We start from the raw sequence: 25,004 nt of genomic DNA on the forward strand, positions 1-25,004 counted from the left end.
ACCGCTACTTAATAGGAAAGCATGATTACTTTTTTGTAGTAAAGCGGCGTTGTCTATGCTTCTAGTATCTAGATCTACTCAGTAATACTCTGTAAAAGAAAAGCCCTCTGTTTAGAGGGCTTTATATTAAATTAAGATAGTTTGCAGTGTATTAAAGAAGCTTCCATTCTACCCGATCTCCTACCTCAATAACCCACTCTTCAGATAGGCCACCGTTAATCTTTAAAACTAGCTGCGAAGGTACTTGTGAAGGTAAGAATGTCTTATCATCTAGCGGTGTAGTGTTTTCAGAAAAACTCACAATCACATTCTCTGCGTTTATGTGTATAAGATCTAGAGGGAATCTAATGTCAGTCATATAATATCCTCTTAATTCTTCTTGTGGATATAGAAAAAGGACTCCTTGATGTGGTAGAAGTCTATCTCTATTTTTAAGATCTACTTCTTGCTCGTATGCAGTGTCTGCTACTTCTATATCTATCGTACGTATTACTTGTCCAGAAGCTTTTATAAGTGTAAGCTCTCCTTCTTTTTTAAAAGACGGTTTCTCAACAGAGATTATGCTATCTGGGTTGTTATTATTTTTGCAACTTACTCCAGTAAGAAGAATTGAGAAAAGCGAAATGTAAGCAGCGTTACGAAGCTTCATAAGATGTTTTTTTAGTAAATGATGTGATTACAAAATATAGGCCTATTAGTATAAAAGGAATACTTAATACCTGACCTGTGTTCAAATTAAATATCCAATCTTCCCGATTCTCCACCTGCTCACGTTTAAAGTTTTCTACTATAAAACGCACGCCCATGAGTAGTAATAAGAATAAACCGAATAAAAATCCTGATTTCTTGCGGGCGTCTGTCTTCCAGTATAGAATAAATAAGATAAGGAATACAAACACATACCCAAAAGCCTCCATGAGCTGTCCAGGATATCTAAACGGTATAGTGCTTATGATATCTGCAAATTGAGGGTCGCTAGTTAGCGCTTGATATGCTTGTGCTGGATTAGGAATATTAGTGAGTGATACTGCTCGTCGCTCAGAAATCTCATCTTGCACAAACTGTATGCCTAGTGGACCATCTGTAACCTTCCCCACCATCTCTGAGTTTAAAAAGTTCCCTATGCGCACAAACACAGCTCCAGAAGCACAAGTGATTACTACACGATCTAAGATCCATAAAACTGATTTGTGCAACACTTTTTTGTTATATAAGTATAGCCCGAAAATGGTGGCCATTGCGGCTCCATGACTGGCAAGACCTCTAAAACCGGTAAACTCAAATTCTGGGACAAACCTAAATGGTAACAACACAGAAAGCGGGTCTTCCCAAAGTAATTCTGTTTGATAAAAGAAAACGTGACCTAGTCGTGCTCCTAAAAGAATAGAGACTACAGCATAAATAAATAAACTGTCTAGTTTCTCAATAGCAACATCCTCACGCTGAAACATTTTTTTCATTAAATAGAAACCCAATGAGAATGCAACTACAAACATTAAGCTATAAAAATGGATGGTAATAAAGCCTAGATCTAGTCCTGATACTGGATTCCACGTAAATTTTAATGCGAGCATATGTTGGGATTATTGGCTACTCAGAATATTTGTTAATTACTCCAATTATGACTGAGTAAGTGTTGTTTATTTAAGTAAGCAATTTAAAACCTTAATAGCAGATTTTAAAAGGGATTACATATTATTTACTTCTTCTTTTTCGGGAACTGGGTCATATCCTTGGCCACCCCAAGGATGGCAAGATAAAATACGTTTTAATGCCAGCTTTCCACCTGTTAAAAGTCCGTGCCTTTGTAAAGCCGTCTTGGTGTAATGAGAGCAAGTGGGTGAGTAGCGACAGGTGCTAGGTGTCCACGAGGAGATAAATTTTTGGTAAAACCAGATGATTCCTAAAAAGGGAGCAATTGCTATTTTCTTTGCAGAAGCCATTAGTTTACAGTAAAGGTAGTACCCTCACGACCATCTTTCAGTTGAATTCCTAGCTCTAAAAGTTCATCTCGTATTTTGTCGCTTAGTGCAAAATCTTTGTTTTCACGTGCTTCTTTACGAAGTTTTATAAGTAACTCTACCGTGCCACTTAATTTTGAATCGTCCGCTTTCGCGAAAGCGTTATTGTCTTCAAGTCCAAGTACGTCAAAAACGAAAGCATTAATCGTCTCAAGTAATAACTTAAGATCACTTGCAGTTATGGTTACTTTTCCGTCTTTAATAAGGTGTATTCGCTTTACTGCATCAAAAAGATGTGCAATGAGTATCGGAGTGTTAAAATCGTCATTCATCGCGGCGTAGCAAGACGCCTTCCAGTCGTTTACATTAAAGCTACTTTCTTTAGATGTGTCTAGATTTTTTGCAATCTTAAGCGCTTCCATTAGTCTGTTAAAACCTTTTTCACTCGCTAGTAATGCATCGTTTGAGAAGTCCATAATGCTACGGTAGCTACTCTGTAAGATGAAAAACCGTGCAACGCTAGGAGCAAATCCTTTTGTTAAGTGTGGACTGTCTCCTGTAAAAATCTCACCTGGGTTGATACTGTTACCAGTACTCTTTGCCATTTTCTGGCCGTTAAGAGTGAGCATATTTGCGTGTAGCCAGTACTTTACAGGCTCTGTACCTATTGCAGCTTCATTTTGAGCAATCTCACACTCGTGATGAGGGAACTTAAGATCCATACCACCACCGTGTATATCAAACTGTTCTCCTAGATATTTTGTACTCATTGCAGTACACTCTAGGTGCCACCCTGGGAAGCCATCACCCCACGGGCTAGGCCAGCGCATTATGTGCTCAGGTTCGGCTTTTTTCCAAAGTGCAAAATCTTGAGGATTATTCTTCTCATCTTGCGCACTAAGGGCACGAGTGTTTGTAATCATATCTTCTAGCTTCCGGCCAGAAAGTTTACCATACTCGTGGTCTTCATTAAATTTTATTACATCAAAGTATACAGAGCCATTTTTCTCATAAGCATACCCGTTGTCTATAATCTTTTTGATTATTTCTATTTGCTCTATGATGTGACCTGTAGCTGTAGGTTCTATACTAGGAGGTAAGAAATTAAATTTATTGAGAATGTCGTGAAAGTCTAGCGTGTACTTCTGTACAACTTCCATAGGCTCAATTTGCTCTAGTCTTGCTTTTTTTGCAATCTTATCTTCTCCTTGATCTGCATCATCTGTGAGGTGACCAGCATCTGTAATATTACGCACATAGCGCACTTTATAGCCTAAGTGTTTGAGATATCTAAATATCATATCAAAACTCATAAAGGTGCGCACATTACCTAAATGTACATTACTATATACCGTAGGACCGCACACATACATACCTACATAACCCTCAAGTAGGGGTGTGAAGATTTCTTTCTTTCCAGAAAGCGAATTGTAAACTGTGAGTTCTTGATCTTGGTATAAAGGCATTTTATGTGCTATTTATGTGTGTAACGAAGGTAAATATCTTAATTGTAAAACTCAAAAAGCGGTCACTAAAAAGAAACCGCTTTTTTATAGGTATGTATAAGCAAGCTATAGCTTCTTAAAAATCTGTGTCTAGCTTGATGTAGTCTAAAAATTCTCTACGTGTAGCTTCTTCTTTAAACTTCCCGCCAAACTCGCTAGTTACCGTGCTACTTTCTATATCACGTATACCACGGCTGTTTACACAAAGGTGCTTTGCATCTATAACGCAGGCTACATCTTCTGTGCCCATAGCACGTTGTAATTCTTGCACGATTTGCATAGTGAGTCGTTCTTGTACTTGAGGACGCTTTGCATAGTAGTCTACAATGCGGTTCATTTTACTAAGCCCTACTACTGTTCCGTTTGAGATGTATGCTACGTGTGCACGACCTACTATAGGTAGTAAGTGATGCTCACAGGTAGAGTATACTGTGATGTTTTTTTCAACTAGCATCTCTCCGTATTTGTAATTATTATCAAATACTGAAACATTAGGCTTATTATCAGGATGTAAACCAGAAAATATCTCGTTTACAAACATCTTTGCCACACGTTTTGGTGTTCCTTTAAGGCTGTCGTCTGTCATATCTAGCCCTAGGGTTTCCATAATGTGAGCGACGTCCTTCTGGATGCTTGCAAGTTTATCTGCATTGCTCATTTCAAAAGCATCTGCACGCAATGGGGTAACCGCGCTGGTCCCTATGTGGTCATCACCTATTGCTTCAATTTGGTCTAATTGTCTTTCTAATTCTGTTTTCATAGTATGCGGTACTCCTTTTAATGGGGTCTTTTACGCTTTCGCGAAAGCGTAATCAACACATTATTTTTACCTCAGTCGTTAAGACTTTTAAAGGCTTGCAAAGGTACGCAATAAACTGCGTTATTTTATAGAACTTAATGACTGAAGCGTTGTATCTCGATAGCTTCTACTTATAGGGATAACGGTTTTATCTATAGTGATGTGCTCATTTGTGTAGCTATTTATTTTTTGCACAGCAACTATGTATGAGCGATGGGTTCTTAAGAATTTTTTTGTGGGCAATTTTTCTATAGCAGATGATAGTGTCTCTCGGGTAACAATAATTTCATTGTTCGTGTGAATTTTTAGATAGTCACCTAGACTTTCTATATAAAGAATACTGTCAAAGTCTACCTTAACCATTTTACGGTCAGATCTAAAAAATGTAAAGGTATCTGTAATTGTTTTTTGCGCTGGCTTATCTACTTCGTTATAAAATTTTTGTAGGGCCTTCATTAATCTTTCTAATGAGATAGGTTTAAGTAGGTAGTCTACTGCTTGAAGATCAAAACCATCTATGGCATACTCACGGTAAGCGGTGGTAAAAATAATCTTAGTATTACCTTGTATTGCTCTGGCAAACATAAGACCTGTAACCTCTGGCATATTTATGTCTAAAAATACAAGGTCTACATCGTGAGCACTTAGAGCGCTAAAACCCTGTGCGGCATTTTTACAAGAGGCTACCACGCTTATTTGTTCAATTTTTGAAAGGTGACTTTCTAAAATTTCACGTGCCATGGGCTCGTCGTCTATTATGATTGCATTGTACGTTCTCATTGATCTAATGTAATGTTTACATCTAGGTAAAACCAGTTGTCTTTTAGCTCACTTGTGAGTGTGTATTTCTTTGGGTAAAGCACATCAAGTCTTTTTTTACTGTTTTTAAGCCCAAGACCATGATTAAGCGTGTTGTTTTGAGCAGCTTTCACTGTATTTTTTATTGTAAAATGTAATCGCTTATCTACCACCTCAAGATGTATGTTTATAATAAGGAACTCATCAATAGGCCCTCCGTGTTTAAAAGCATTTTCTACAAAGGCGATAAATAACATAGGCGGGACTTGAATATCTCTCTGTATGTTTTTTGTAAAGGTGACACTTAGAGACTCCCTAAAACGCACTTGCTCAAGACCTATATAAGAATCTATATATCCAGTCTCTTCAGATATGGCAACGGTCTTTTTCTTTATTTGATTAAGTGAGTAATCGAGTAAGTTAGATAATTTGAGAATCAGGTCAGGAGTGTGCTTAGATTCTTTCAGGGCCGCTCCATAAATCGTATTAAGTGTGTTAAATAAAAAATGTGGGTGTATTTGCTCTTTAAGGTAATGGAGTTCCTTTTCTTTAAGTAGTAATTGCCCTTCTAGTATTTTATTTTCTAATACACTATTGCGATGTATTGCCTTGTAGTTGTGTTTGAGCAGTTGTGCAAGTGAGACTAATCCAGCCACGAGGTACACAAGTATAAAAACAAAAACAAAGTTACGCGTGAGCAAGGGCATTTGCTTCATATCATAATTAGATAAGAAGATAAAGTTTATGAAGGTGATGATGATTATTAAAAACAGTGATCCTACTACAGTGTATAATAGGTATGCAGTAAAAACAATATATCTCTTTTTGAGAAGGAAACGTGGTATTAGATAGTATGCAATAATGTAGGTTACTACGATAGTAATAGGTAAGAGGCTAGTTGCAAAGTGTATGACAAACTGATCATTATCTGCCGCATAGCTAAAGAAATAAATGTAAAATAACCATACTAATACCCACAGTATAATATGTATAGGGAAGTAAATGGTTTTTTTAAGCAAAGATGCTAGCATCTCACAAAGATGACAAAAAAATGATAGCCCTAATTTATTTTGAGATGAATAACGCTTTATATGCTGTCTATTACCTAACAGGCTGGTGGTTATTCGTTGACGGATTTTAAATTGCTATATTGGAAGTATAAACTGGTACTCGTCGCAAATAATATTAAGAAGTGTTTTATCTCTCTAGATTTACATCACATTAATCTTAAAAACTAAAGTTATGTCACAAATTATCGATCGTATTAATGAAGGAGGGCCGTTATTTATGGTGCCTATTTTAATTGTTTTACTTGCAGTACTAGTCTTATTTATTCTAGCACTTGTAGGTAAAAAGCGTGTAAGAAATACACTAGAGCTCATAGGTCATCTCAGTCTTTTTGCACTTATGTGGGGACTTCTCGGGTCTACTATAGGTCTTATTACAGCTTTTGATGCTATAGAGGGAAATGGAAATATCTCACAGCCTATGATGGCAGGAGGGCTCAAGGTGGCCTTGCTATGTACCGTTTTTGGTTTGCTATGCTTTGTGATAAGCAGGGTAGCAATGCTTGTGCTTACTATAAAAGCACAGAAGCAAGAAAATTTACCAGTAAGTTAATCTAGAAAGTACCAGTAAGCCCGGCGCGACCTAAGCCTACATTAAATTTCCAAGAAATGCTATTGTTTTTCTTAGAGCCGTCGGGATATACATTTGCCTTGTTCATATAGTTATCTATAGAATCTACAATCACAATACTAAGTGCAGCACTAAGGGCCACGTCTGTAAGCCAGTGGGCTCCACCCCAGATTCTTTGTAAAGGTGCAATAGATCCTAAGGCATATATTCCAACCTTAACCCAGGCGTTATCAAATTGTTTTGCAACTGCGTGTGCCATGGTTACAGATAGTATCGTGTGTCCAGAAGGGAATGATCTAAAGCCTGCCATTCCACTGTAGGGGTTAAATTCAAATTTTCCCTTACCGTTTTCTGGTCTACTTCTACCTGTGGAGGCCTTGAGAATGGTTTGTAAAAGTCCAGCCGTCACTGCCGATGATGTCATTAAGGCTCCCGCTCTACGTACTTTTTGGTTCTTAGTAAATAACCCAAATAAATAAGTTCCAGCCGTTAGGCCATAAATTACCTGCGGACTTCCGCCACGTTCTCCAACCTCGTCTAATACTGTAGGTAAATCGTCACTTCTTTTTGAGAAAAAATTATTTACGTCATCATCTACAAAGTAAAGTAGTGCCGTTCCCCCAGCAATGGTACCAGCTACAATCCAGTCATCTTTTTTCCATCGCAGTGGCCCGGTATAAGCGTGACCTATGCCTTTAAGCATGACCTTAGTATCGTACATTGCTAGTTTTATAACACTTAAGGTGTCTTGAGTCTGTGTAGGGATAGGGGTTTGTGCCTTGCAAAAAACAGAAAGGAAACAGACGAGTATGATTGTAAATGTTGTTTTCAAAAGGGCAATTGTTTAATAAGTGAGATGTACAAGAAAACCCACCTAGAGATTTGTTTAATGGTAGGCTAGGTAAATAGTTTTTTCTTACGCAGTTCAAAGTTTTGACCTAGATAGACTTTACGTACCATCTCATCTGCTGCGAGTTCTTCTGGCTCACCATGTTTAAGAATACTACCCTCAAACATTAAGTAAGTGCGATCTGTAATGGCAAGTGTTTCTTGGACATTGTGATCGGTTATAAGTATTCCTATATTTTTGTCTTTGAGTTGTGCCACGATACGTTGTATATCTTCTACAGCTACGGGGTCAACACCAGCAAAAGGCTCATCAAGTAATATAAAAGATGGAGAGGTAGCTAGTGCTCGTGCAATCTCTGTACGACGACGTTCACCTCCAGAAAGTAAATCACCACGACTTTTACGTATATGACCTAAGCTAAACTCTTCTATGAGTTCCTCCATTTTATGAAGTTGCTCTTTCTTTGATAATTTTGTGAGCTGTAGCACACTCAAGATGTTATCTTCAATACTTAGTTTTCTAAAAACAGATGCCTCTTGAGCTAGATAGCCTATCCCGTTTTGGGCGCGTTTGTACATAGGGTATTTTGTAATATCTTGTTGTTCTAGATAGATATTACCACCATTAGGCTTCACAAGACCTACTATCATATAAAAAGAGGTGGTTTTTCCAGCTCCGTTAGGCCCTAGTAAACCTACTATTTCTCCTTGATTTACCTCTACAGAAATTCCCTTAACCACCTGTCGGCCCTTATAGGATTTCATTAAATTTTCAGCACGTAGTTTCATAGTAAGTAAATATACAAATTGTTTAATCCTTTGTCTTGACCGTATTATAACGTGTAAAAGTGAAAGCCATTATGAGACCAAAAAATAAACCTTGAAATAAAATTCCAAACCAGCTTATTTTGTAATTGCTTAAATATCGAAAAGCGGTGAGTATAATGCTGTGCACAACTAAGAAGGATATAAAAAATTTACAAAATCTCATCATTGTGCGCAGTGTTATTATTTACCTGCTTTTCTCTCGTCTAGTGCTTCCCAGTATTCATATGCACGGCGCAAGTGAGGTATCACAATAGTTCCTCCTACAAGAGTACCTATACTTAATGTTTCCATTACTTCTTCCTTAGTTACACCTTCATCATGACAGCTCTCGAGGTGATATTTTACACAGTCATCACAACGTAGCACTGTAGAGGCAACAAGACCTAAAAGTTCTTTTGTCTTTTTATCTAATGCACCTTCTGTAAAGGCATTAGTGTCTAGATTAAAAATACGCTTGACGATCTTGTTGTTGTCGGCAAGTATTTTATCGTTCATTGTAGAACGGTAGCTATTAAAATCGTCTATTATATTATTGCTCATAGTTGTGGGGATAGTGGTTTTACGTTTTCGCGAAAGCGTAAAAAAATTAAATATTAGTTAAGTAATGTTATGCAAGTCCTTGTTTCTTAAGTCGGCGTTTTTCTCTTCTGATAACACCTCTAGAAATAAAAATACTTACTTCGTACAGGATAATGATAGGCACAGCAACGATTACTTGGGTTGAAATATCTGGAGGCGTTATAATTGCTGCCAAAATTAATACAATAACTAATGCGTACTTACGATTCTTTTTAAGGAATTCAGGAGTCACAAGACCTATTTTTGTAAGGAAATACATGATGATAGGTAATTCAAATATAAATCCAGAAGCTAGTACTGATGCTCGCACGAGGCCTATAAAAGAATCGATGTCAAATTCATTTTGAACTGCGTCAGATATTTTAAAAGTTGCTAAGAAGTTGATAGATAATGGTGCTACTACAAAGTATCCAAATGCTGCTCCCAAAAAGAAAAGTAAAGAGGCAACTACAATAAAGCCTTTACTTGATTTACGTTCATTTTCATACAGTCCTGGAGAAATAAATCTCCAAAATTCATAAAGAATATAAGGAAAACCTATGACGACACCTGCCATGATAGAGGTCCATATAGCCGCACTAAATTGGCCAGCTACTTTTCTACTTTGGATGATAAAATCCATGTCTCCATCTGCAATGCATCCTTTTTCTGCCCCAAAAAATTGAGAAATCTTACATAAAATATCATAAGAGACAAAGTCGGGATTTTGAGGGCCAAAAATAATTTCAAAAAGGGTGCCTTTAAATATAAAGGCAACGGTACCTATAATGACTACAGCGAGCGTAGCTCTAATTAAGTGCCACCTTAATTCTTCCAAATGGTCAAGAAAAGACATCTCATCTGGGTGTTTTTTTACTTTTTTTGCCATTATGCGATTCCTTCTTTTATGAGATCATGTATGTGTACCACTCCAGCGTAGTTTCCTTCTTTTTCAACTAACAGCTGGGTGATATTGTGTGTTTCTAAAATTTCTTTTGCATCAATTGCCATAGCATCATGGCGTACTGTTTTTGGTGTGGTGCTCATGATTGCAGCGGCAGTAAGACCATCAAGAGAATCATTTTTTGATAGCATACGTCGCAAGTCGCCGTCAGTTATAATTCCTTGGATAGCTCCGTTAAGAACTACTGCTGTAACACCAAGCATCTTATTAGTAATCTCAATAATTACCTCTTTTATACTTGCATCTGGTGTTACTTGAGGATTTTCATGAGTAGAGCAAATATCATTAACAGTAAGGTATAATCTTTTGCCTAGAGCACCACCAGGATGATATCGTGCAAAATCACTTTCTGTAAAACCTCTTAGGTCTAGCAGGGCAACTGCTACTGCATCGCCTAGAACAAGCTGTACTGTTGTGCTTGTGGTAGGGGCGAGGTTGTTAGGGCATGCCTCTTCTTCTGTATTAGCATGTAATATGTAGTCTGCTTCTTTACCTAAAAACGAATCTCTATTTGCCGTAATTGCAATGAGCGTGTTTTCTGTCTTTTTAATAAGAGGTACTAGAACTTTGATTTCTGGAGTATTTCCACTTTTTGATATACAGATAACAATGTCATCTATTAATATGCTTCCTAAATCACCATGAATGGCATCTGCTGCATGCATAAATAGTGCAGGAGTTCCTGTACTATTTAAGGTTGCTACGATTTTTTGAGCAATAATTGCGCTCTTGCCTATGCCAGTTATGACTACTCTGCCCTTAGAATTATAGATGGCTTGTACTGCTTGTGCAAATTCTTCGTCTATTAATGAACTGAGATTTGCAATCGCAGTTTGCTCAATATGAATGGTTTTCTGTGCGCTAGCAATGATTTGCTGGAAGTTGTTCAAAACTGGGTTTTGTTAAGATTTGTTTAACGTGCGGAAATTACTATCTTTAGAAAACACAAAGGTATGTAAAAATGTATTTGAATACATATGGGGACAAGGCAAATAGACTTACACGAAGAACTTAAAAGATATTTTGGCTTTAGTCAGTTCAAGGGTCTGCAAGAAGAAGTCATAAGAAGCATCGTAGGTGGTAATCACAGTTTTGTGATTATGCCCACAGGAGGTGGAAAATCATTATGTTATCAGTTACCCGCACTCATTGCAGAGGGAACTGCTATTGTGGTATCGCCACTTATAGCTTTAATGAAAAACCAAGTTGATGCGCTTAGAGGTATATCTCAAGAAGAAGGAATAGCTCATGTACTTAATAGCTCGCTCACTAAAGGAGAGATAAAAAAAGTAAAAGAAGATATTACTAGAGGAGTAACAAAACTCTTATATGTGGCTCCCGAGTCACTTACTAAAGAAGAAAACGTTGAGTTTTTAAGAGGAGTTACTGTTTCTTTTCTAGCTATAGATGAAGCACACTGTATATCAGAGTGGGGACATGATTTTAGACCAGAATATCGTAACCTACGTAAGATCATAGGTAGAATAGGTGATAATATTCCTATTATAGCAGTTACCGCTACTGCTACTCCAAAAGTGCAAGAGGATATTCTTAAAAACTTAGGGATTACAGATGCAAACACTTTTAAGGCTTCATTTAATAGACCTAATCTTTATTACGAAGTACGACCTAAAACGGCACAAGTAGATGCCGATATTATTCGATTTGTAAAACAAAACGAAGGTAAGAGTGGTATTATATATTGCCTCGCTCGCAAGCGTGTAGAGGAGCTAGCACAGACATTACAAGTTAATGGCTTAAAAGCAGTACCGTATCATGCAGGACTCGATGCAAAAACACGCGTGAGACATCAAGATATGTTCTTGATGGAAGATGTAGATGTGGTGGTTGCTACCATCGCTTTTGGGATGGGAATCGATAAGCCAGACGTGAGATTTGTTATACATCATGACATTCCTAAAAGTATAGAAAGTTATTACCAAGAAACGGGTAGAGCAGGAAGAGATGGAGGTGAAGGTCATTGTCTTGCTTTTTATGCATATAAGGATATAGAAAAGCTTGAAAAATTTATGAGCGGTAAGCCTGTGGCCGAGCAAGAAATTGGTCATGCGTTGCTTCAAGAAGTAGTAGCTTTTGCAGAGACAAGTATGTCTAGACGTAAATTTATTCTCCATTATTTTGGAGAAGAGTTTGATAACGCCACCGGAGAAGGAGGGATGCTTGATGATAACATGCGTAATCCTAAAAAGCAACATGAAGCAAAAGAGGAACTTGTAAAAGTATTATCTGTAGTAAGAGATACAAATGAGATTTATAAAAGTAAAGAGATTGTTCTTACTCTAAGAGGAAAGGAGAACGCTATTATAAGTTCGCATAAAACCCATGAGCAGCCATTTTTTGGTATAGGTCATGATCAGAAAAAAGAATACTGGTTTGCCCTTATACGCCAGGCTCTTGTTGCAGGATATATAAAAAAGGATATTGAAACGTATGGTGTAGTAAAGATGACACCAAAAGGCCTAGACTATATAGAGAATCCTGTTTCTTTTATGATGACAGATGATCATGTGTTTGATGCAAACAGCGATAATGCCATCGTATCTGCTCAAAAAGCTGGGGCAGGAGCCGATAAGAAGCTTCTAGAAATGCTGAAAGATTTACGTAAAAAAGTGGCAAAGAAACTTGATGTGCCACCATTTGTCGTTTTTCAAGACCCTTCACTAGAAGATATGTCTATTAAATATCCTGTAAACGTTGAGGAACTAGGTAATGTGCATGGAGTAGGGGATGGTAAGGCAAAAAAGTACGGTAAAGAATTTGTAGCGCTCATTGATAGGTATGTTTCTGAAAATGATATTTTGAGACCAGATGATCTTGTCGTAAAGAGCACTGGGGCAAATAGCGGATTGAAACTATACATTATTCAAAACATCGATCGCAAATTACCACTTGATGATCTCGCTTCTGCAAAAGGTAAGGATATGCCAGATTTTATTAAAGCGATGGAAGCAATAGTTTTTAGTGGTACACGTCTTAATATAGATTACTGGATTAATGATATACTTGACGAGGATCAACAAGAGGAGCTTCATGATTACTTTATGGAAGCAGAGACAGATAAAATCGAAGTAGCCATGGAAGAGTTTGATGGCGATTATGAAGATGAGGAGCTGCGTTTATATAGGATTAAATTTATGAGTGAGGTGGCAAATTAAATTGTAATTATAGAAGGAGTGTTTGGTTTTGAGTACGCTTTCGCGAAAGCGTAATTACCCTGATTTCTACCTTTATTATTCTTGAAGATTAGTCTTTGATAGTATTATACATCTAGTATTTATTACCTTCACAATATGTTGAAATTTGTATACGATATACGGCATTATTTTGAGAAACATGGATTTTATGTTTCTTCTAGACTCGCAGACCGTTTAGGAATGCGCGCAAAAAATGTGAGACTATTTTTTATATATGTTTCATTTGCAACTTTAGGAGTAGGTTTTGCATTATACCTTACAGTAGCGTTTTGGCTTAAGTTAAAAGATCTTATATATACAAAGCGCACTTCTGTTTTTGACCTATGAATTTGTTTTCCTTTTTTAAGAATAAAATTTATCTAGCCATTGTACTTCTAGTAACTACGTTACTTTTAGGAGTTGTTGGCTATCGTTTTATAGCAGACTATAATTGGGTAGATGCTGTATATATGACAGTGATTACAATTACGACTGTAGGTTTTGGCGAAGTGATTCCGCTCACGCCCGAAGCAAAAATCTTTACAGTGATACTTATTCTATTAAGTGTGGTGATTGTGGGTTATGCTTTGACGGTTATCTCAGAGTATATAATAAGTAAGAGTTCTTATAAAGATTTAATACATAAAAAGGTGCAGCAAGAAATCGATAAAATGACAGATCACATTATTGTTTGTGGTTATGGCCGTAATGGGCAAGAAGCCGTGCAAAAACTCATGGCTTATAATAAGCAGTTTGTGGTTATAGAGATGGATCTAGATGTTATAGAGCGTTATGAGATGGATAAGAATATTCATTTTGTTTATGGTAATGCAAATGAAGATGAAATTCTAGAAAAAGCAGGGATCTCAAGAGCTTCTGCGCTTTTATGTGCTTTACCTGAGGATGCAGATAACCTTTTTATTGTACTCAGTGCTCGCCAGCTCAACAGTAAACTCAAGATTATAAGTCGTGCAACTGCCGAGACGTCACAGAAGAAACTCAAACTTGCGGGTGCAGATAATGTAATCATGCCTGATAAAATAGGTGGTGATCATATGGCATCACTTGTAGTTGTACCTGATCTTATCGAATTTTTAGATAATTTATCAGTCGTAGGTGAGGAAGATAGCATCAATGTTGAAGAAATAAGCTTTGACCAAATCTGTGCAGATGGTAAAGAGGCTAGTATTAAAGAAATTGATTTGCGCTATAAAACTGGTTGTACCATCATAGGATATAGATCTCCATCTGGGAAGTATATTGTTAATCCAGAAGCAGATATGCGACTTGAGAAGGAGTCAAAATTAATAGTGATAGGGCGTCCTGAGCAAATCAAAAGATTGCATGAGACTTTTGGTATTTAAATATTGTTAAGGATTTTAAGATAGTTTCCTTTGAATAAGGGGCATTTTTTTGGATATTGCTAGCTGAATTTACAATAACTTAATATATCTATACTAATGAAGAAATACCTTTTATTCATTCTTTCTGTTTTTATTCCCCTTCTTTCTTTTGCGCAAGAAACTCAAGAAATAGGAATTGACCAGAAAATTGACCAAGCATTTCAACCAATTTCAGATTTCTTTTCGGCGATTGTATTTTTTGAAGTTGCAGGAACACCTTTTGTTCTTATTTTATTAGTGGCGAGTGCCGCTTTTTTTACGATTTATTTTGGATTCCCAAACATCCGTTTCTTCTGGAGAGCAATCCAAACGGTACGTGGTAAATATGAAGATATTGAAAAGCATGGAGCTGCAGAGCTTTATGGTGAAGATGGTATTGCTCAAGGCCAAGACTTATCAAAAGTTGATATAGAGGAGCATATAGAAAATCTAGAGGTAGATGATAATCTAGCAATAGATGGAGATATCGTAGACACTATTAGAGATGAAAGCTCTGCTGGTGAAGTTTCTCACTTCCAAGCACTAGCTACTGCAGTATCTGGTACAGTAGGTAATGGTAACATTGCTGGTGTTGCACTTGCTATCGCATTAGGTGGTCCGGGAGCTACTTTCTGGATGATTGTTTGTGGTCTTCTTGGAATGTCTACAAAATTCGTAGAATGTACGCTAGGTGTTCAATTTAGAGATGTAGGTGAAGATGGGACAGTATACGGAGGGCCTATGTACTACCTAACTAAAGGTTTAAAAGCAAGAGGATTTGCTACTATAGGAAAGATTGCAGCTGTAATATTTGCTATTTTCTGTATAGGTGGTTCTTTTGGAGGCGGTAACGCAGCTCAATCTAACCAAGCAACTATTGTTCTTAAAGAAATGTTCAATATGACAAGTGCTGCCTCAGGATTTATTGTTGGTATTGTACTAGCCGTGATTGTAGGTATTATCATCATAGGTGGTATAAAGCGTATTGCTCAGGTTACAGAAAAAGTAGTTCCTTTTATGGCAATTATGTATGTGGTTGCATGTCTATATATTATACTAAGTAACTTTAGCCTTATTGATGATGCTATCGGACTTATTGTAAAAGAAGCATTTAATCCTACGGCTATTGGTGTGGGAGGATTCATAGGAGTATTACTTGTAGGTTTTAAAAGAGCGGCTTTTTCTAATGAAGCTGGAGCGGGATCTGCATCTATTGCTCACTCTGCAGTACGTACTAAGTACTCAGCAAGTGAAGGTCTAGTAGCGTTACTAGAGCCATTTATTGATACAGTACTTATCTGTACGATGACGGCACTTGTAATTATTATTTTCAACTTTAGCGGAGCATTCCAATACGGTGGTGATGGACTAGGAGCTGTAATGATAGATGGAGAATCTTTTGAAGGGGCTGGTATTACTGCCAAGGCTTTTGCGGAATATATTCCTTATTCTGACGTATTCTTGACAATCGCAGTAGTTCTCTTTGCGGTGTCAACTATGATATCATGGTCTTATTACGGACTACAATCTTGGAAATTCCTTTTTGGACGCGGTAAGGTTGCAGATCTAGTTTACAAATTGTTATTCTTAACGTTTGTAGTTGTAGGAGCATCTGCAAGTATGAACTCCATATGGGCATTCTCTGATGCAATGATTTTTGCAATGGTTTTCCCTAACATGGTAGGACTATTCTTCCTATTCCCTGTTGTTAAAAAGCAATTAACTAGATACCTTAACGCTATAAAGCTTAAGGAGCAGGCTATAGAGTAATAGTAAATAGTATGAAAACTTTAAAATCCCATTTCATTTACGATAGGCGTAAAAGAAATGGGATTTTCTTTTTTATAGCAATAATCATTGCTTGTACTGCTACGGTAATTTTTTATCCCTCAGAAGCAGATGTGCAAATATCTCAAGAAGAAGTTCTAGAGATTTTGGCATTTCAGGAGGAAATAGACTCTCTTAAGCTGGTAGAGATTGAAAAACGTAAGCCTAAAATTTTTCCTTTCAATCCTACATTACTGACGGACTTCAACGGTTATAAACTTGGTATGACCACAGAGGAGATAGATAGAGTGTTACGCTTTCGCGAAAGCGGAAAATGGTTTGACTCCGCCATTCAGTTTCAAAAAGTATCAGGTGTTTCAGATTCTTTACTAGGTGTTCTAGAGCCCTACTTTAAATGGCCGAAATGGATTGAAGAGCAAAAACATACCCCAAAAAAGAAGTTTAACTCTAAAAGAAAATGGAAAACTGCCGAAGAAAAAGGTGATCTTAATAGTGTAACTTTTGAAAAATTACTTGCTATTAAAGGAGTAGATGACAATGCAGCCAGCAAAGTACTTCGGCATCTCGGCAAAACCGGTGGTTATCAGGTGGATTTTCAGATTTACAGTGTTTTTGGTGTTGACAAAAGTATAAAGCGCGCAGTCCTTGATGAATATACGGTAAAAGAAAAACCTGCTATTGTACCAGTAAATGTTAATACTGCGACCGCATCAGACTTATCTACGGTTCCTCTGCTTAATTTTGACTTAGCCAAAGAGATAGTAGATTATCGAATTCTCAGAGAAGGTGTCAAATCAATAGAAGAATTGAAAAATTTGGATGGTATGACAGACTTTAAATATGATATAATAAGTTTATATTTACATATTGATTGAAATTGCTATAAATAAACATCACATTCTTAGTAATTATTCTTTTTTTAGAGAATTACTCATTAGGATGAAATTTCCAACAATGTGGAGCTGAAAAAGTTTTACGGTTGGATTGAAAAAGAACTTTAAATATGACAGACATGTATTTTACGGAAGAGCATAACCTCTTTCGCGCAAGCTTGAGAGATTTCCTTAAGAAAGAAGTAGTGCCACACATTGATAAGTGGGAAAAAACAGGACAGATAGAACGTTTTATCTGGAAGAAGTTTGGAGATATGGGATTCTTTGGGATTAGTTATCCTGAGGCATATGGAGGAATGAACTTAGATTTTTTCTATACTGTAATTTTATTAGAAGAATTACAGCGCATTAATAGTGGAGGATTTGCAGCGGCAATATGGGCACACGCTTACCTTGCAATGACACACCTTAATGTAGAGGGAGATGAAAGAATAAAGTCTGAATATCTTACGGCCAGTATTGCTGGAGATAAAATAGGATGTTTATGTATTACAGAACCTTTTGGGGGAAGTGATGTGGCTGGAATGAGAACCACTGCTGTAAAGGATGGGGATCACTACGTGATTAATGGGTCTAAAACCTTTATCACAAACGGTGTATATTCAGATTATTTAATTGTTGCGGCAAAAACCGCTCCTGAGCTAGGAGGAAAGGGCATGAGTATCTTTCTTTTAGATAGAGATATGCCTGGTATAAGTGCTACAAAACTTGATAAGCTAGGGTGGAGAGCATCAGATACTGGAGAGATCGCATTTGATAATGTGAAGGTGCCAGCAGCAAACCTTATGGGTGAAGAAAATGCAGGTTTTGGTTACATTATGCAGCATTTTGCATCAGAGCGTCTTATTATGGGTATTAATGCTCACGCGAGAGCAGAGTATGCTATCGAGTATGCCTTAGATTACATGAAAGAGAGAATGGCCTTTGGAGTTACTATTGATAAGTTTCAAGCATTGCGTCATAAACTTGCAGAGCGTCAGGCAGAGGTGGAGATGTCAAAAGCTTTTAATTATACTGTAGCATACCGTCTTAATAAAGGTGAATATGTGGTGAAAGAGGCAACCATGTCAAAACTTACTGCGACAAAAATTGCAGACGAAGTAATTTATGACTGTTTACAAATGCTAGGAGGTTATGGTTATATGGAAGAATATCCACTTGCTCGTATGTTACGTGATAGTAGACTAGGTCCTATAGGTGGAGGTACTTCAGAGATATTACGCGAAATCATTGCAAAAATGGTTATCGATAAGAAGACTTATAAGCCTAAGTCTGAAGAAATTTCAAAAAATTAAAGGATAGGGTTGTAGGGTTACTTTTAAAGCGTATATTTGCAGCCTGAAAACCGAATAAGAATTTAAAGAAAGGAGGTCCCACTATGTTAATTATACCAGTAAAAGACGGAGAAAATATAGATAGAGCGCTTAAACGTTTTAAGCGTAAATTTGATCGCACAAAGACTATGCGTAATCTTAGAGAGCGCAAGCAGTTTACAAAGCCTTCTGTAGTAAGAAGACGTGAGATTCAAAAAGCATCGTACATCCAAGGGATGAGAGATGCAGAGAATATCTAGCATTTATTAATCCGTTGTCATGCTCAGCATGATCTGGATTAACAGGGAGATTAAACCTCTCTGAATCATATAAAACCGTTGTGTTGTAAAGTTTATCTTTACAGTGCAACGGTTTTTTATTTTATGTATATTTTATAAAAGAAATTTGCATTAAAATTTTATAAGCCACCACTTATGTCATTGATATCCTTTCTAGAATATCTCAGCCTTGAGAAAAATTATAGTCAGCATACTGTTGTAGCATATGAGAAAGATGTTGTTGAGTTTTTGGCTTTCGCCAAAATAACTTTTGATCAAAGTAATTTAGCAGACATTCATTATGTTCAAATCCGATCTTGGATTGTGACTCTTGTGGATAATGGAGTTTCCAATAGAACGGTCAATAGAAAAATATCCTCCTTAAAGGCATATTATAAGTTTTTACTTAAAATAGGTGACATTGAAGCTTTACCGCTGGCTAAACATAAGTCTCTAAAAACACCCAAAAGGTTGCAAATTCCATTCTCTGAGCTAGAGGTGGGTACTGTTTTTGAACGACTAAAAGAAGCTGATAATTTTGTTACGCTAAGGGACTTGTTGATTATTGAGCTGTTGTATGCGACGGGAATGAGACGTGCAGAGCTTGTTGGATTGACGATGGGTAGTGTTGATGTAACTCAAAAAACCATAAAAGTTATAGGTAAGCGTAATAAGGAGCGCGTTGTTCCATTACTTTCTAGTGTTGTTGATACCTATAATAGGTACACTGCTATTAGATCTTCTGTGGTTAATGATGGAGTAGATGCTCTTTTGGTTACTAATAAAGGTGCTAAAATCTATAGCACCCTTGTGTACAGGATAATTAATCGTTATTTTAGTGAGACGTCAGATAAGTTAAAGACGAGTCCTCATATATTAAGGCACTCTTTTGCGACACATTTGCTTAATCAGGGTGCAGACTTGAATATTGTAAAAGAGTTGTTGGGTCACGCGAGTCTTGCATCTACGCAAGTATATACTCACAATAGCGTCCAAGCGCTCAAAGATGTTTACTCTAAAGCACACCCGCGTAATAAAAAATGATTCTTGGCGTACTAGAAGCAAACACTATTTATTAGGTGTTTGAATTATAAACCTAAAATATATAATCTTATGAAAGTAACTGTAGAAGCTCCAAAATTTGATGCAGATGTAAAACTCATTGAATTTATTGAAAAAAAAGTGGGAAAGCTTGAGCATTTTTATGATAAGATAATTCACGCAGATGTGTTCTTGAAATTAGAGCCTAATGTGAAGCCGGATAATAAAATTGTTGAGCTATTGATCAGTGTTCCAGGGGATGAGTTTATTGTAAAGAAAATGGCCAAATCTTTTGAAGAGGCCACAGATACATGTGTGCAGTCTATGGAAAGGATGCTTTTGAAAAGGAAAGAGAAAATTAGATCTTAATTTTTTTAATTTTTTTTTGAAAAAAAATTGGATAAGTATAAAAATTAGTTATCTTCGCAGTCCGTTAGAAATAGCGGACTTTTTTATGTCTCTTTAGGGAGTCGTATGTAAGTAAAAAGCCGATGTAGCTCAGCTGGCTAGAGCAGCTGATTTGTAATCAGCAGGTCGTGGGTTCGAGTCCCTCCATCGGCTCTTTTTTAACCAAAATAAAAAGGTTAAAAAGTTCTTTAAAATATTGTTTTATTATTCAAAATTAATACGTAGTTTTGCGCACTGAATTTTGATAATACAATGGGGAGATACTCAAGCGGCCAACGAGGACTGACTGTAACTCAGTTGTTTTTAACTTCGCAGGTTCGAATCCTGCTCTCCCCACACCTTTAATCTCACTTTGTATTCATATATAAGGTGAGTTTATAAACGCGGGAGTAGCTCAGTTGGTAGAGCGTCAGCCTTCCAAGCTGAATGTCGCCAGTTCGAACCTGGTCTCCCGCTCTAAATACCTTTGAGGTGTTGAGCTTTCGCGAAAGCGTAAAAAAAATCCGCCGACGTAGCTCAGGGGTAGAGCGTTTCCTTGGTAAGGAAGAGGTCACGGGTTCAATTCCCGTCGTTGGCTCAAAAAGAATTAATAACAATGAGTGCTGGTCGCACTCACTTTTCGTGTTTAAATGAGAAGGTACTCGATCAATAGTAAACTAGTACACTAATAATAACTAAGATTAAATAATTACATTATGGCAAAGGAAACATACGATCGTTCGAAACCCCATTTAAATGTTGGAACTATCGGACACGTAGATCACGGTAAAACAACTTTAACAGCTGCGATTACAAAAGTATTGGCAGATGCGGGTTATTCAGAAGCTTCTGCTTTTGATCAAATTGATAATGCTCCTGAGGAAAAAGAAAGAGGTATAACAATAAACTCTTCACACGTTGAGTATGCTACGGAAAACCGTCACTACGCACACGTTGATTGTCCAGGTCACGCCGATTATGTAAAGAATATGGTAACTGGTGCTGCTCAAATGGACGGTGCTATACTTGTTGTTGCTGCTACAGATGGTCCAATGCCACAAACACGTGAGCACATCCTTCTTGGTCGTCAGGTAGGTATTCCTCGTATCGTTGTATTCATGAATAAAGTGGATATGGTTGATGATGAAGAATTACTTGAGCTTGTAGAGATGGAGATCAGAGATCTTCTTTCTTTCTACGAGTATGATGGAGATAACGGTCCTGTAATTGCTGGTTCTGCTCTTGGGGCATTAAACGGTGAGCAAAAATGGGTTGATACAGTATTAGAGCTTATGGCTGCTGTTGATGCTTGGATCGAAGAGCCATTACGTGAGACTGAAAAGCCTTTCCTTATGCCAATAGAAGATGTATTCTCTATTACAGGTCGTGGAACAGTTGCTACAGGTCGTATCGAAACTGGTATTGCAAACACTGGAGATCCTGTTGAGATCATTGGTATGGGTGCAGAGAAACTTACATCTACTATTACTGGTATTGAAATGTTCCGTCAGATCCTTGATAGAGGTGAGGCTGGAGATAACGCTGGTATCCTTTTAAGAGGTATTGAGAAATCAATGATTTCTAGAGGAATGGTAATTGTTAAGCCAGGATCAGTAACACCACACGCTAAGTTTAAAGCTGAGGTTTATATCCTTAAGAAAGAAGAAGGTGGACGTCACACTCCATTCCACAATAACTACCGTCCACAGTTTTACGTACGTACAACTGATGTAACTGGTAACATCGCTCTTCCTGATGGAGTTGAGATGGTGATGCCTGGAGATAACTTAACAATTACTGTTGAGCTTATCCAGCCTATCGCTTTAAGTATCGGACTACGTTTTGCAGTACGTGAAGGTGGTAGAACTGTAGGTGCTGGTCAGGTAACTGAAATATTAGATTAATTTCTAGTCTATAGATAAAAAGGAAAGGTGTCTTGTTTTGCAAGACGCCTTGACTTTTGTTAAGAGGGGTTCTGTTTAGTTTTCGCGAAAGCGTTGCTTTTGAAATCCTAAGTTTTTGAATAATAACGATTATTTCACTTTTGAAATTTGAGATTCAAAACTTAAAGTATACGGGATTAGCTCAGTTGGTAGAGCACTGGTCTCCAAAACCAGGTGTCGTGAGTTCGAGTCTCTCATCCCGTGCAACTTAAATTAGCTTTAGGATTTATTTTTAGAGCTAATTTATATTTTGAAAACATTAAAACACTGATGCGCTTGCTTAGTGTTTGTTTAGAAAGAAATAACTATTATGGCTGGATTAATTAATTACGTTCAAGAATCATATAATGAGCTTAGAAACCACGTAACGTGGACGCCGCTTCCAGAAGCGCAACGTCTTATGGTTGTGGTTGCTGTGTTTTCAATAATTTTTTCATTGGCTATTTGGGGTGTTGATACCGTTTTTAGTAATGTGATTAAGTTGTATTTTGATAAAGTAGTTGGAACAAATTAATTCAGGCAAGATGGCTAAGACAAGCAGCACAAAGCAGTGGTATGTGGTAAGGGCCGTTAGTGGTCAAGAGAATAAGGTTAAAGCGTATATCGAGCAAGAAATATCTCGTTTAAATCTTGAGGATAGTATAGAGGAGGTGTTAGTGCCTACTGAAAAAGTTATCCAAATCCGTAATGGAAAAAAGGTTAATAAAGAGCGTGTTTATTTTCCTGGGTATATAATGGTAAAAGCTAACCTTGGTGGGGAGATTCCTCACATCATTAAGTCAATTAATGGTGTAATTGGTTTTCTTGGTGAGGTTAAAGGAGGTGATCCTGTTCCTTTGCGTAAGTCGGAGGTTAATCGCATGTTAGGTAAGGTAGATGAGCTTGCTGTTAAGCAGGATAGTATATCTATACCATTTACTATAGGTGAGACAATCAAGGTGATTGATGGTCCATTTAATGGGTTTAATGGTACTGTAGAGAAGGTTAACGAAGAAAAGCGTAAGCTTGAGGTGATGGTGAAGATTTTTGGAAGGAAGACTCCGTTAGAGCTTAGCTATATGCAAGTGGAAAAAGTATAAGAAATTAATTGTTACATTAATATATTTTAGATTTTGTTCTATGCTTCCACATTATGAGCAAATCTGTTTAAATTTTTAGAAATGGCAAAAGAAGTAAGTAAGGTTGTTAAGTTACAAGTACGTGGAGGGGCTGCAAATCCTTCTCCACCAGTAGGACCTGCTTTAGGTGCAGCCGGTGTAAATATCATGGAGTTCTGTAAGCAGTTTAATGCTAGGACTCAAGATAAAGCTGGTAAGGTACTTCCTGTTGCAATTACTGTTTATAAGGATAAGTCTTTTGATTTTGTAATCAAGACTCCTCCAGCGGCAGTTCAATTATTGGAAGCAGCTAAAGTTAAAAGTGGTTCTGGTGAGCCTAACCGTAAGAAGGTTGCAAAAGTTACTTGGGATCAAGTACGTGCAATTGCAGAGGACAAGATGCCTGACTTAAATGCATTTACAGTTGATAGTGCAATGAAGATGGTGGCTGGTACAGCTCGTTCAATGGGAATAACGGTTAAAGGTGGAGATGCTCCAGCTTAATAGCTTAAAACAAAATTAAAATGGCAAAATTAACAAAAAAGCAAAAAGAAAATCAGACGAAGATTGAAGCGGGTCAAACCTACAGTCTTGCTGATGCTTCTGCTTTAATTAAAGAAGTAAGTAACGTAAACTTTGATCCTTCTGTAGATATTGCTGTACGTCTTAATGTTGATCCTCGTAAAGCAAACCAAATGGTTCGTGGAGTGGTGACATTACCTCACGGTACTGGTAAGGATGTAAAGGTGCTTGCACTTGTTACTCCAGACAAGGCTGCAGAGGCTCAAGAGGCTGGTGCAGATTACGTTGGACTTGATGAGTACCTTGAGAAAATTAAAGGTGGTTGGACAGATGTAGACGTTATAATCACAATGCCTAGTGTAATGGGTAAATTAGGACCTTTAGGACGTGTCTTAGGACCACGTGGTTTAATGCCTAACCCTAAGACTGGTACAGTGACTATGGATATTGCAAAGGCAGTATCTGATGTGAAGGCTGGTAAAATTGACTTTAAAGTTGATAAAACTGGTATCATCCACGCTTCTGTAGGTAAGGCATCTTTTGATGCTGATAAGATTGCAGGAAACGCAAGAGAATTAATAACAACATTAGTAAAGCTTAAACCTACTACGGCAAAAGGTGTTTACATAAAGAGTATTTTTATGTCTAGTACAATGAGTCCATCTGTAGAGGTAGATGCTAAGCGATTCGCTACTGACTAGTTCAAATTTTAAATTATGACAAGAGAAGAAAAATCAATAGTAATTAAAGATTTAACTGCGCAGTTAGGGGATAATGTAAATATTTATCTTGCAGATATATCTGGTTTAGATGCAGGTACGACTTCTAATTTACGTCGTGCATGTTTTAAAGCTGGAGTAAGTCTTGCAGTAGTTAAGAATACATTGCTTGCAAAAGCAATGGAAGCATCAGACAAGGATTTTGCAGAACTTCCTAATGTATTAAAGGGGAACACTGCAATCATGTTTGCTGAGACGGGTAATGCACCTGCTAAGGTAATTAAAGAATTTCGTAAGAAATCTGAAAAGCCTGTTTTAAAAGGAGCATTTATTGAAGAAGCTGTCTATGTTGGTGATGATCAACTAGAGAGTCTGGTAAATATCAAATCTAGAGAAGAACTTATTGGAGACATCGTTGGATTGCTTCAGTCGCCTGCTAAGAACGTTGTTAGCGCTCTTAAGTCAAGTGGAGGGAAACTTGCTGGTATTATCAAAACCCTTTCTGAAAAGGAAGGTTAAGCAGTACGCACTATTATTTATTATATAA

At 37.2% G+C, this 25,004-nt stretch carries 28 protein-coding genes and 5 tRNA genes; 21 read left to right on the forward strand and 12 right to left on the reverse strand.

Annotation, left to right across the window (positions count from 1 at the left end; translation table 11 throughout):
- Window positions 1-151 precede the first annotated feature (151 nt).
- The 7 genes from SJY23_RS08780 to SJY23_RS08810 form a co-directional block, all read right to left on the reverse strand.
- Complete coding sequence (locus SJY23_RS08780; RefSeq protein WP_035334271.1) at window positions 152-649, reverse strand: DUF192 domain-containing protein; 498 nt, start codon at window positions 647-649, stop codon at window positions 152-154.
- Window positions 636-1,574, reverse strand: a complete 939-nt coding sequence (lgt, locus tag SJY23_RS08785; RefSeq protein WP_035334270.1) for a prolipoprotein diacylglyceryl transferase — start codon at window positions 1,572-1,574, stop codon at window positions 636-638. Before lgt ends, SJY23_RS08780 begins: the two co-directional genes overlap by 14 nt.
- Window positions 1,575-1,688: 114 nt before the next feature.
- Window positions 1,689-1,943: a membrane protein insertion efficiency factor YidD gene (gene yidD / locus SJY23_RS08790; protein ID WP_396596054.1), complete on the reverse strand. Its 255-nt coding sequence runs from the start codon at window positions 1,941-1,943 to the stop codon at window positions 1,689-1,691.
- Complete coding sequence (gene cysS / locus SJY23_RS08795) at window positions 1,943-3,427, reverse strand: cysteine--tRNA ligase (protein WP_396596055.1); 1,485 nt, start codon at window positions 3,425-3,427, stop codon at window positions 1,943-1,945. Before cysS ends, yidD begins: the two co-directional genes overlap by 1 nt.
- A 115-nt stretch (window positions 3,428-3,542) precedes the next feature.
- A complete protein-coding gene (folE, locus tag SJY23_RS08800; RefSeq protein WP_051583766.1) occupies window positions 3,543-4,226 on the reverse strand; it encodes a GTP cyclohydrolase I FolE in 684 nt (227 codons plus the stop codon).
- A 120-nt stretch (window positions 4,227-4,346) separates the two neighbouring features.
- Complete coding sequence (locus SJY23_RS08805; protein WP_396596056.1) at window positions 4,347-5,045, reverse strand: LytR/AlgR family response regulator transcription factor; 699 nt, start codon at window positions 5,043-5,045, stop codon at window positions 4,347-4,349.
- Window positions 5,042-6,094, reverse strand: a complete 1,053-nt coding sequence (locus tag SJY23_RS08810; RefSeq protein ID WP_396596057.1) for a sensor histidine kinase — start codon at window positions 6,092-6,094, stop codon at window positions 5,042-5,044. The genes SJY23_RS08805 and SJY23_RS08810 overlap by 4 nt, the downstream gene beginning before the upstream one ends.
- Window positions 6,095-6,305: 211 nt before the next feature.
- On the opposite strand from SJY23_RS08810, the gene SJY23_RS08815 reads away from it, so the two are divergent.
- On the forward strand, window positions 6,306-6,683 hold the full coding sequence (locus SJY23_RS08815) for a MotA/TolQ/ExbB proton channel family protein (protein WP_396596058.1): 378 nt from the start codon (window positions 6,306-6,308) through the stop codon (window positions 6,681-6,683).
- Between the two features lies 1 nt (window position 6,684).
- Here the strand turns inward: SJY23_RS08815 and SJY23_RS08820 are convergent, their stop codons facing one another.
- The 5 genes from SJY23_RS08820 to SJY23_RS08840 form a co-directional block, all read right to left on the reverse strand.
- Window positions 6,685-7,533: a phosphatase PAP2 family protein gene (locus SJY23_RS08820; RefSeq protein WP_396596059.1), complete on the reverse strand. Its 849-nt coding sequence runs from the start codon at window positions 7,531-7,533 to the stop codon at window positions 6,685-6,687.
- A 65-nt stretch (window positions 7,534-7,598) separates the two neighbouring features.
- Complete coding sequence (lptB, locus tag SJY23_RS08825) at window positions 7,599-8,339, reverse strand: LPS export ABC transporter ATP-binding protein (protein WP_035334263.1); 741 nt, start codon at window positions 8,337-8,339, stop codon at window positions 7,599-7,601.
- A gap of 219 nt (window positions 8,340-8,558) precedes the next feature.
- Window positions 8,559-8,918 carry a carboxymuconolactone decarboxylase family protein gene (locus SJY23_RS08830; protein ID WP_035334262.1) on the reverse strand — a complete coding sequence of 120 codons (360 nt, stop codon included), beginning with the start codon at window positions 8,916-8,918 and terminating at the stop codon, window positions 8,559-8,561.
- A gap of 67 nt (window positions 8,919-8,985) precedes the next feature.
- Window positions 8,986-9,825 carry a twin-arginine translocase subunit TatC gene (gene tatC, locus SJY23_RS08835; RefSeq protein WP_035334261.1) on the reverse strand — a complete coding sequence of 280 codons (840 nt, stop codon included), beginning with the start codon at window positions 9,823-9,825 and terminating at the stop codon, window positions 8,986-8,988.
- A complete protein-coding gene (locus SJY23_RS08840) occupies window positions 9,825-10,790 on the reverse strand; it encodes an SIS domain-containing protein (RefSeq protein WP_396596060.1) in 966 nt (321 codons plus the stop codon). Before SJY23_RS08840 ends, tatC begins: the two co-directional genes overlap by 1 nt.
- A gap of 87 nt (window positions 10,791-10,877) precedes the next feature.
- Here SJY23_RS08840 and SJY23_RS08845 point away from each other — a divergent pair, with 87 nt between their 5' ends.
- The 20 genes from SJY23_RS08845 (at window position 10,878) to rplJ (ending at window position 24,976) form a co-directional block, all read left to right on the forward strand.
- Window positions 10,878-13,076 (forward strand): RecQ family ATP-dependent DNA helicase, encoded by a 2,199-nt coding sequence (locus SJY23_RS08845; RefSeq protein ID WP_396596061.1) that lies wholly within the window; start codon window positions 10,878-10,880, stop codon window positions 13,074-13,076.
- Window positions 13,077-13,211: 135 nt separating this feature from the next.
- Window positions 13,212-13,442, forward strand: coding sequence for a hypothetical protein (locus tag SJY23_RS08850; protein WP_035334258.1), 231 nt, complete (start codon window positions 13,212-13,214; stop codon window positions 13,440-13,442).
- A complete protein-coding gene (locus tag SJY23_RS08855; protein ID WP_396596062.1) occupies window positions 13,439-14,458 on the forward strand; it encodes a potassium channel family protein in 1,020 nt (339 codons plus the stop codon). The genes SJY23_RS08850 and SJY23_RS08855 overlap by 4 nt, the downstream gene beginning before the upstream one ends.
- A gap of 96 nt (window positions 14,459-14,554) precedes the next feature.
- Window positions 14,555-16,246, forward strand: coding sequence for a sodium:alanine symporter family protein (locus SJY23_RS08860; RefSeq protein ID WP_035334256.1), 1,692 nt, complete (start codon window positions 14,555-14,557; stop codon window positions 16,244-16,246).
- Window positions 16,247-16,257: 11 nt separating this feature from the next.
- A complete protein-coding gene (locus SJY23_RS08865) occupies window positions 16,258-17,139 on the forward strand; it encodes a ComEA family DNA-binding protein (RefSeq protein WP_396596063.1) in 882 nt (293 codons plus the stop codon).
- Window positions 17,140-17,267: 128 nt separating this feature from the next.
- Window positions 17,268-18,452 carry an acyl-CoA dehydrogenase family protein gene (locus SJY23_RS08870; RefSeq protein ID WP_035334254.1) on the forward strand — a complete coding sequence of 395 codons (1,185 nt, stop codon included), beginning with the start codon at window positions 17,268-17,270 and terminating at the stop codon, window positions 18,450-18,452.
- A gap of 83 nt (window positions 18,453-18,535) precedes the next feature.
- Window positions 18,536-18,730 carry a 30S ribosomal protein S21 gene (rpsU, locus tag SJY23_RS08875; protein WP_013749868.1) on the forward strand — a complete coding sequence of 65 codons (195 nt, stop codon included), beginning with the start codon at window positions 18,536-18,538 and terminating at the stop codon, window positions 18,728-18,730.
- A 174-nt stretch (window positions 18,731-18,904) separates the two neighbouring features.
- Window positions 18,905-19,792 carry a tyrosine-type recombinase/integrase gene (locus SJY23_RS08880; RefSeq protein ID WP_396596064.1) on the forward strand — a complete coding sequence of 296 codons (888 nt, stop codon included), beginning with the start codon at window positions 18,905-18,907 and terminating at the stop codon, window positions 19,790-19,792.
- Window positions 19,793-19,861: 69 nt separating this feature from the next.
- Window positions 19,862-20,158 carry an HPF/RaiA family ribosome-associated protein gene (locus SJY23_RS08885; protein ID WP_035334252.1) on the forward strand — a complete coding sequence of 99 codons (297 nt, stop codon included), beginning with the start codon at window positions 19,862-19,864 and terminating at the stop codon, window positions 20,156-20,158.
- A 118-nt stretch (window positions 20,159-20,276) separates the two neighbouring features.
- Window positions 20,277-20,350: transfer RNA gene (locus tag SJY23_RS08890), tRNA-Thr, on the forward strand.
- A gap of 101 nt (window positions 20,351-20,451) precedes the next feature.
- Window positions 20,452-20,533: transfer RNA gene (locus tag SJY23_RS08895), tRNA-Tyr, on the forward strand.
- A gap of 47 nt (window positions 20,534-20,580) precedes the next feature.
- Window positions 20,581-20,653, forward strand: a tRNA-Gly gene (locus SJY23_RS08900).
- 49 nt (window positions 20,654-20,702) lie between these two features.
- Window positions 20,703-20,774 (forward strand) — tRNA-Thr (locus SJY23_RS08905).
- A 118-nt stretch (window positions 20,775-20,892) separates the two neighbouring features.
- Window positions 20,893-22,080 (forward strand): elongation factor Tu, encoded by a 1,188-nt coding sequence (gene tuf, locus SJY23_RS08910; RefSeq protein WP_396596065.1) that lies wholly within the window; start codon window positions 20,893-20,895, stop codon window positions 22,078-22,080.
- Between the two features lie 170 nt (window positions 22,081-22,250).
- Window positions 22,251-22,323 (forward strand) — tRNA-Trp (locus SJY23_RS08915).
- 106 nt (window positions 22,324-22,429) lie between these two features.
- Window positions 22,430-22,633: a preprotein translocase subunit SecE gene (gene secE / locus SJY23_RS08920; protein WP_013749864.1), complete on the forward strand. Its 204-nt coding sequence runs from the start codon at window positions 22,430-22,432 to the stop codon at window positions 22,631-22,633.
- Between the two features lie 10 nt (window positions 22,634-22,643).
- Entirely contained in the window at window positions 22,644-23,198 is a 555-nt protein-coding gene (nusG, locus tag SJY23_RS08925) for a transcription termination/antitermination protein NusG (RefSeq protein ID WP_035337793.1), read from the forward strand.
- An 81-nt stretch (window positions 23,199-23,279) separates the two neighbouring features.
- The gene (gene rplK / locus SJY23_RS08930; protein ID WP_035334250.1) at window positions 23,280-23,720 is read left to right on the forward strand and encodes a 50S ribosomal protein L11; all 441 of its coding nucleotides are present in this window, start codon (window positions 23,280-23,282) and stop codon (window positions 23,718-23,720) included.
- A 20-nt stretch (window positions 23,721-23,740) separates the two neighbouring features.
- Entirely contained in the window at window positions 23,741-24,439 is a 699-nt protein-coding gene (gene rplA, locus SJY23_RS08935; protein WP_396596066.1) for a 50S ribosomal protein L1, read from the forward strand.
- A 15-nt stretch (window positions 24,440-24,454) separates the two neighbouring features.
- Entirely contained in the window at window positions 24,455-24,976 is a 522-nt protein-coding gene (gene rplJ, locus SJY23_RS08940; RefSeq protein ID WP_396596067.1) for a 50S ribosomal protein L10, read from the forward strand.
- Window positions 24,977-25,004 lie beyond the last annotated feature (28 nt).

It is taken from the genome of Dokdonia sp. R86516 (genome assembly GCF_044596715.1).
GTDB lineage: Bacteria > Bacteroidota > Bacteroidia > Flavobacteriales > Flavobacteriaceae > Dokdonia.

What these genes read in the sequence shown, in the direction of transcription:
- SJY23_RS08780 (WP_035334271.1), bottom strand. Translation starts at nt 649, where the DNA reads ATGAAGCTTCGTAACGCTGCTTACATTTCGCTTTTCTCAATTCTTCTT.
- tatC (WP_035334261.1), bottom strand. Translation starts at nt 9,825, where the DNA reads ATGGCAAAAAAAGTAAAAAAACACCCAGATGAGATGTCTTTTCTTGAC.
- SJY23_RS08870 (WP_035334254.1), top strand. Translation starts at nt 17,268, where the DNA reads ATGACAGACATGTATTTTACGGAAGAGCATAACCTCTTTCGCGCAAGC.
- nusG (WP_035337793.1), top strand. Translation starts at nt 22,644, where the DNA reads ATGGCTAAGACAAGCAGCACAAAGCAGTGGTATGTGGTAAGGGCCGTT.
- SJY23_RS08885 (WP_035334252.1), top strand. Translation starts at nt 19,862, where the DNA reads ATGAAAGTAACTGTAGAAGCTCCAAAATTTGATGCAGATGTAAAACTC.
- SJY23_RS08805 (WP_396596056.1), bottom strand. Translation starts at nt 5,045, where the DNA reads ATGAGAACGTACAATGCAATCATAATAGACGACGAGCCCATGGCACGT.
- rplJ (WP_396596067.1), top strand. Translation starts at nt 24,455, where the DNA reads ATGACAAGAGAAGAAAAATCAATAGTAATTAAAGATTTAACTGCGCAG.
- secE (WP_013749864.1), top strand. Translation starts at nt 22,430, where the DNA reads ATGGCTGGATTAATTAATTACGTTCAAGAATCATATAATGAGCTTAGA.
- rplA (WP_396596066.1), top strand. Translation starts at nt 23,741, where the DNA reads ATGGCAAAATTAACAAAAAAGCAAAAAGAAAATCAGACGAAGATTGAA.
- yidD (WP_396596054.1), bottom strand. Translation starts at nt 1,943, where the DNA reads ATGGCTTCTGCAAAGAAAATAGCAATTGCTCCCTTTTTAGGAATCATC.
- SJY23_RS08830 (WP_035334262.1), bottom strand. Translation starts at nt 8,918, where the DNA reads ATGAGCAATAATATAATAGACGATTTTAATAGCTACCGTTCTACAATG.
- SJY23_RS08855 (WP_396596062.1), top strand. Translation starts at nt 13,439, where the DNA reads ATGAATTTGTTTTCCTTTTTTAAGAATAAAATTTATCTAGCCATTGTA.
- SJY23_RS08865 (WP_396596063.1), top strand. Translation starts at nt 16,258, where the DNA reads ATGAAAACTTTAAAATCCCATTTCATTTACGATAGGCGTAAAAGAAAT.
- rplK (WP_035334250.1), top strand. Translation starts at nt 23,280, where the DNA reads ATGGCAAAAGAAGTAAGTAAGGTTGTTAAGTTACAAGTACGTGGAGGG.
- SJY23_RS08810 (WP_396596057.1), bottom strand. Translation starts at nt 6,094, where the DNA reads ATGCTAGCATCTTTGCTTAAAAAAACCATTTACTTCCCTATACATATT.
- SJY23_RS08880 (WP_396596064.1), top strand. Translation starts at nt 18,905, where the DNA reads ATGTCATTGATATCCTTTCTAGAATATCTCAGCCTTGAGAAAAATTAT.
- tuf (WP_396596065.1), top strand. Translation starts at nt 20,893, where the DNA reads ATGGCAAAGGAAACATACGATCGTTCGAAACCCCATTTAAATGTTGGA.
- lptB (WP_035334263.1), bottom strand. Translation starts at nt 8,339, where the DNA reads ATGAAACTACGTGCTGAAAATTTAATGAAATCCTATAAGGGCCGACAG.
- SJY23_RS08815 (WP_396596058.1), top strand. Translation starts at nt 6,306, where the DNA reads ATGTCACAAATTATCGATCGTATTAATGAAGGAGGGCCGTTATTTATG.
- cysS (WP_396596055.1), bottom strand. Translation starts at nt 3,427, where the DNA reads ATGCCTTTATACCAAGATCAAGAACTCACAGTTTACAATTCGCTTTCT.
- SJY23_RS08850 (WP_035334258.1), top strand. Translation starts at nt 13,212, where the DNA reads ATGTTGAAATTTGTATACGATATACGGCATTATTTTGAGAAACATGGA.
- rpsU (WP_013749868.1), top strand. Translation starts at nt 18,536, where the DNA reads ATGTTAATTATACCAGTAAAAGACGGAGAAAATATAGATAGAGCGCTT.
- SJY23_RS08845 (WP_396596061.1), top strand. Translation starts at nt 10,878, where the DNA reads ATGGGGACAAGGCAAATAGACTTACACGAAGAACTTAAAAGATATTTT.
- lgt (WP_035334270.1), bottom strand. Translation starts at nt 1,574, where the DNA reads ATGCTCGCATTAAAATTTACGTGGAATCCAGTATCAGGACTAGATCTA.
- folE (WP_051583766.1), bottom strand. Translation starts at nt 4,226, where the DNA reads ATGAAAACAGAATTAGAAAGACAATTAGACCAAATTGAAGCAATAGGT.
- SJY23_RS08860 (WP_035334256.1), top strand. Translation starts at nt 14,555, where the DNA reads ATGAAGAAATACCTTTTATTCATTCTTTCTGTTTTTATTCCCCTTCTT.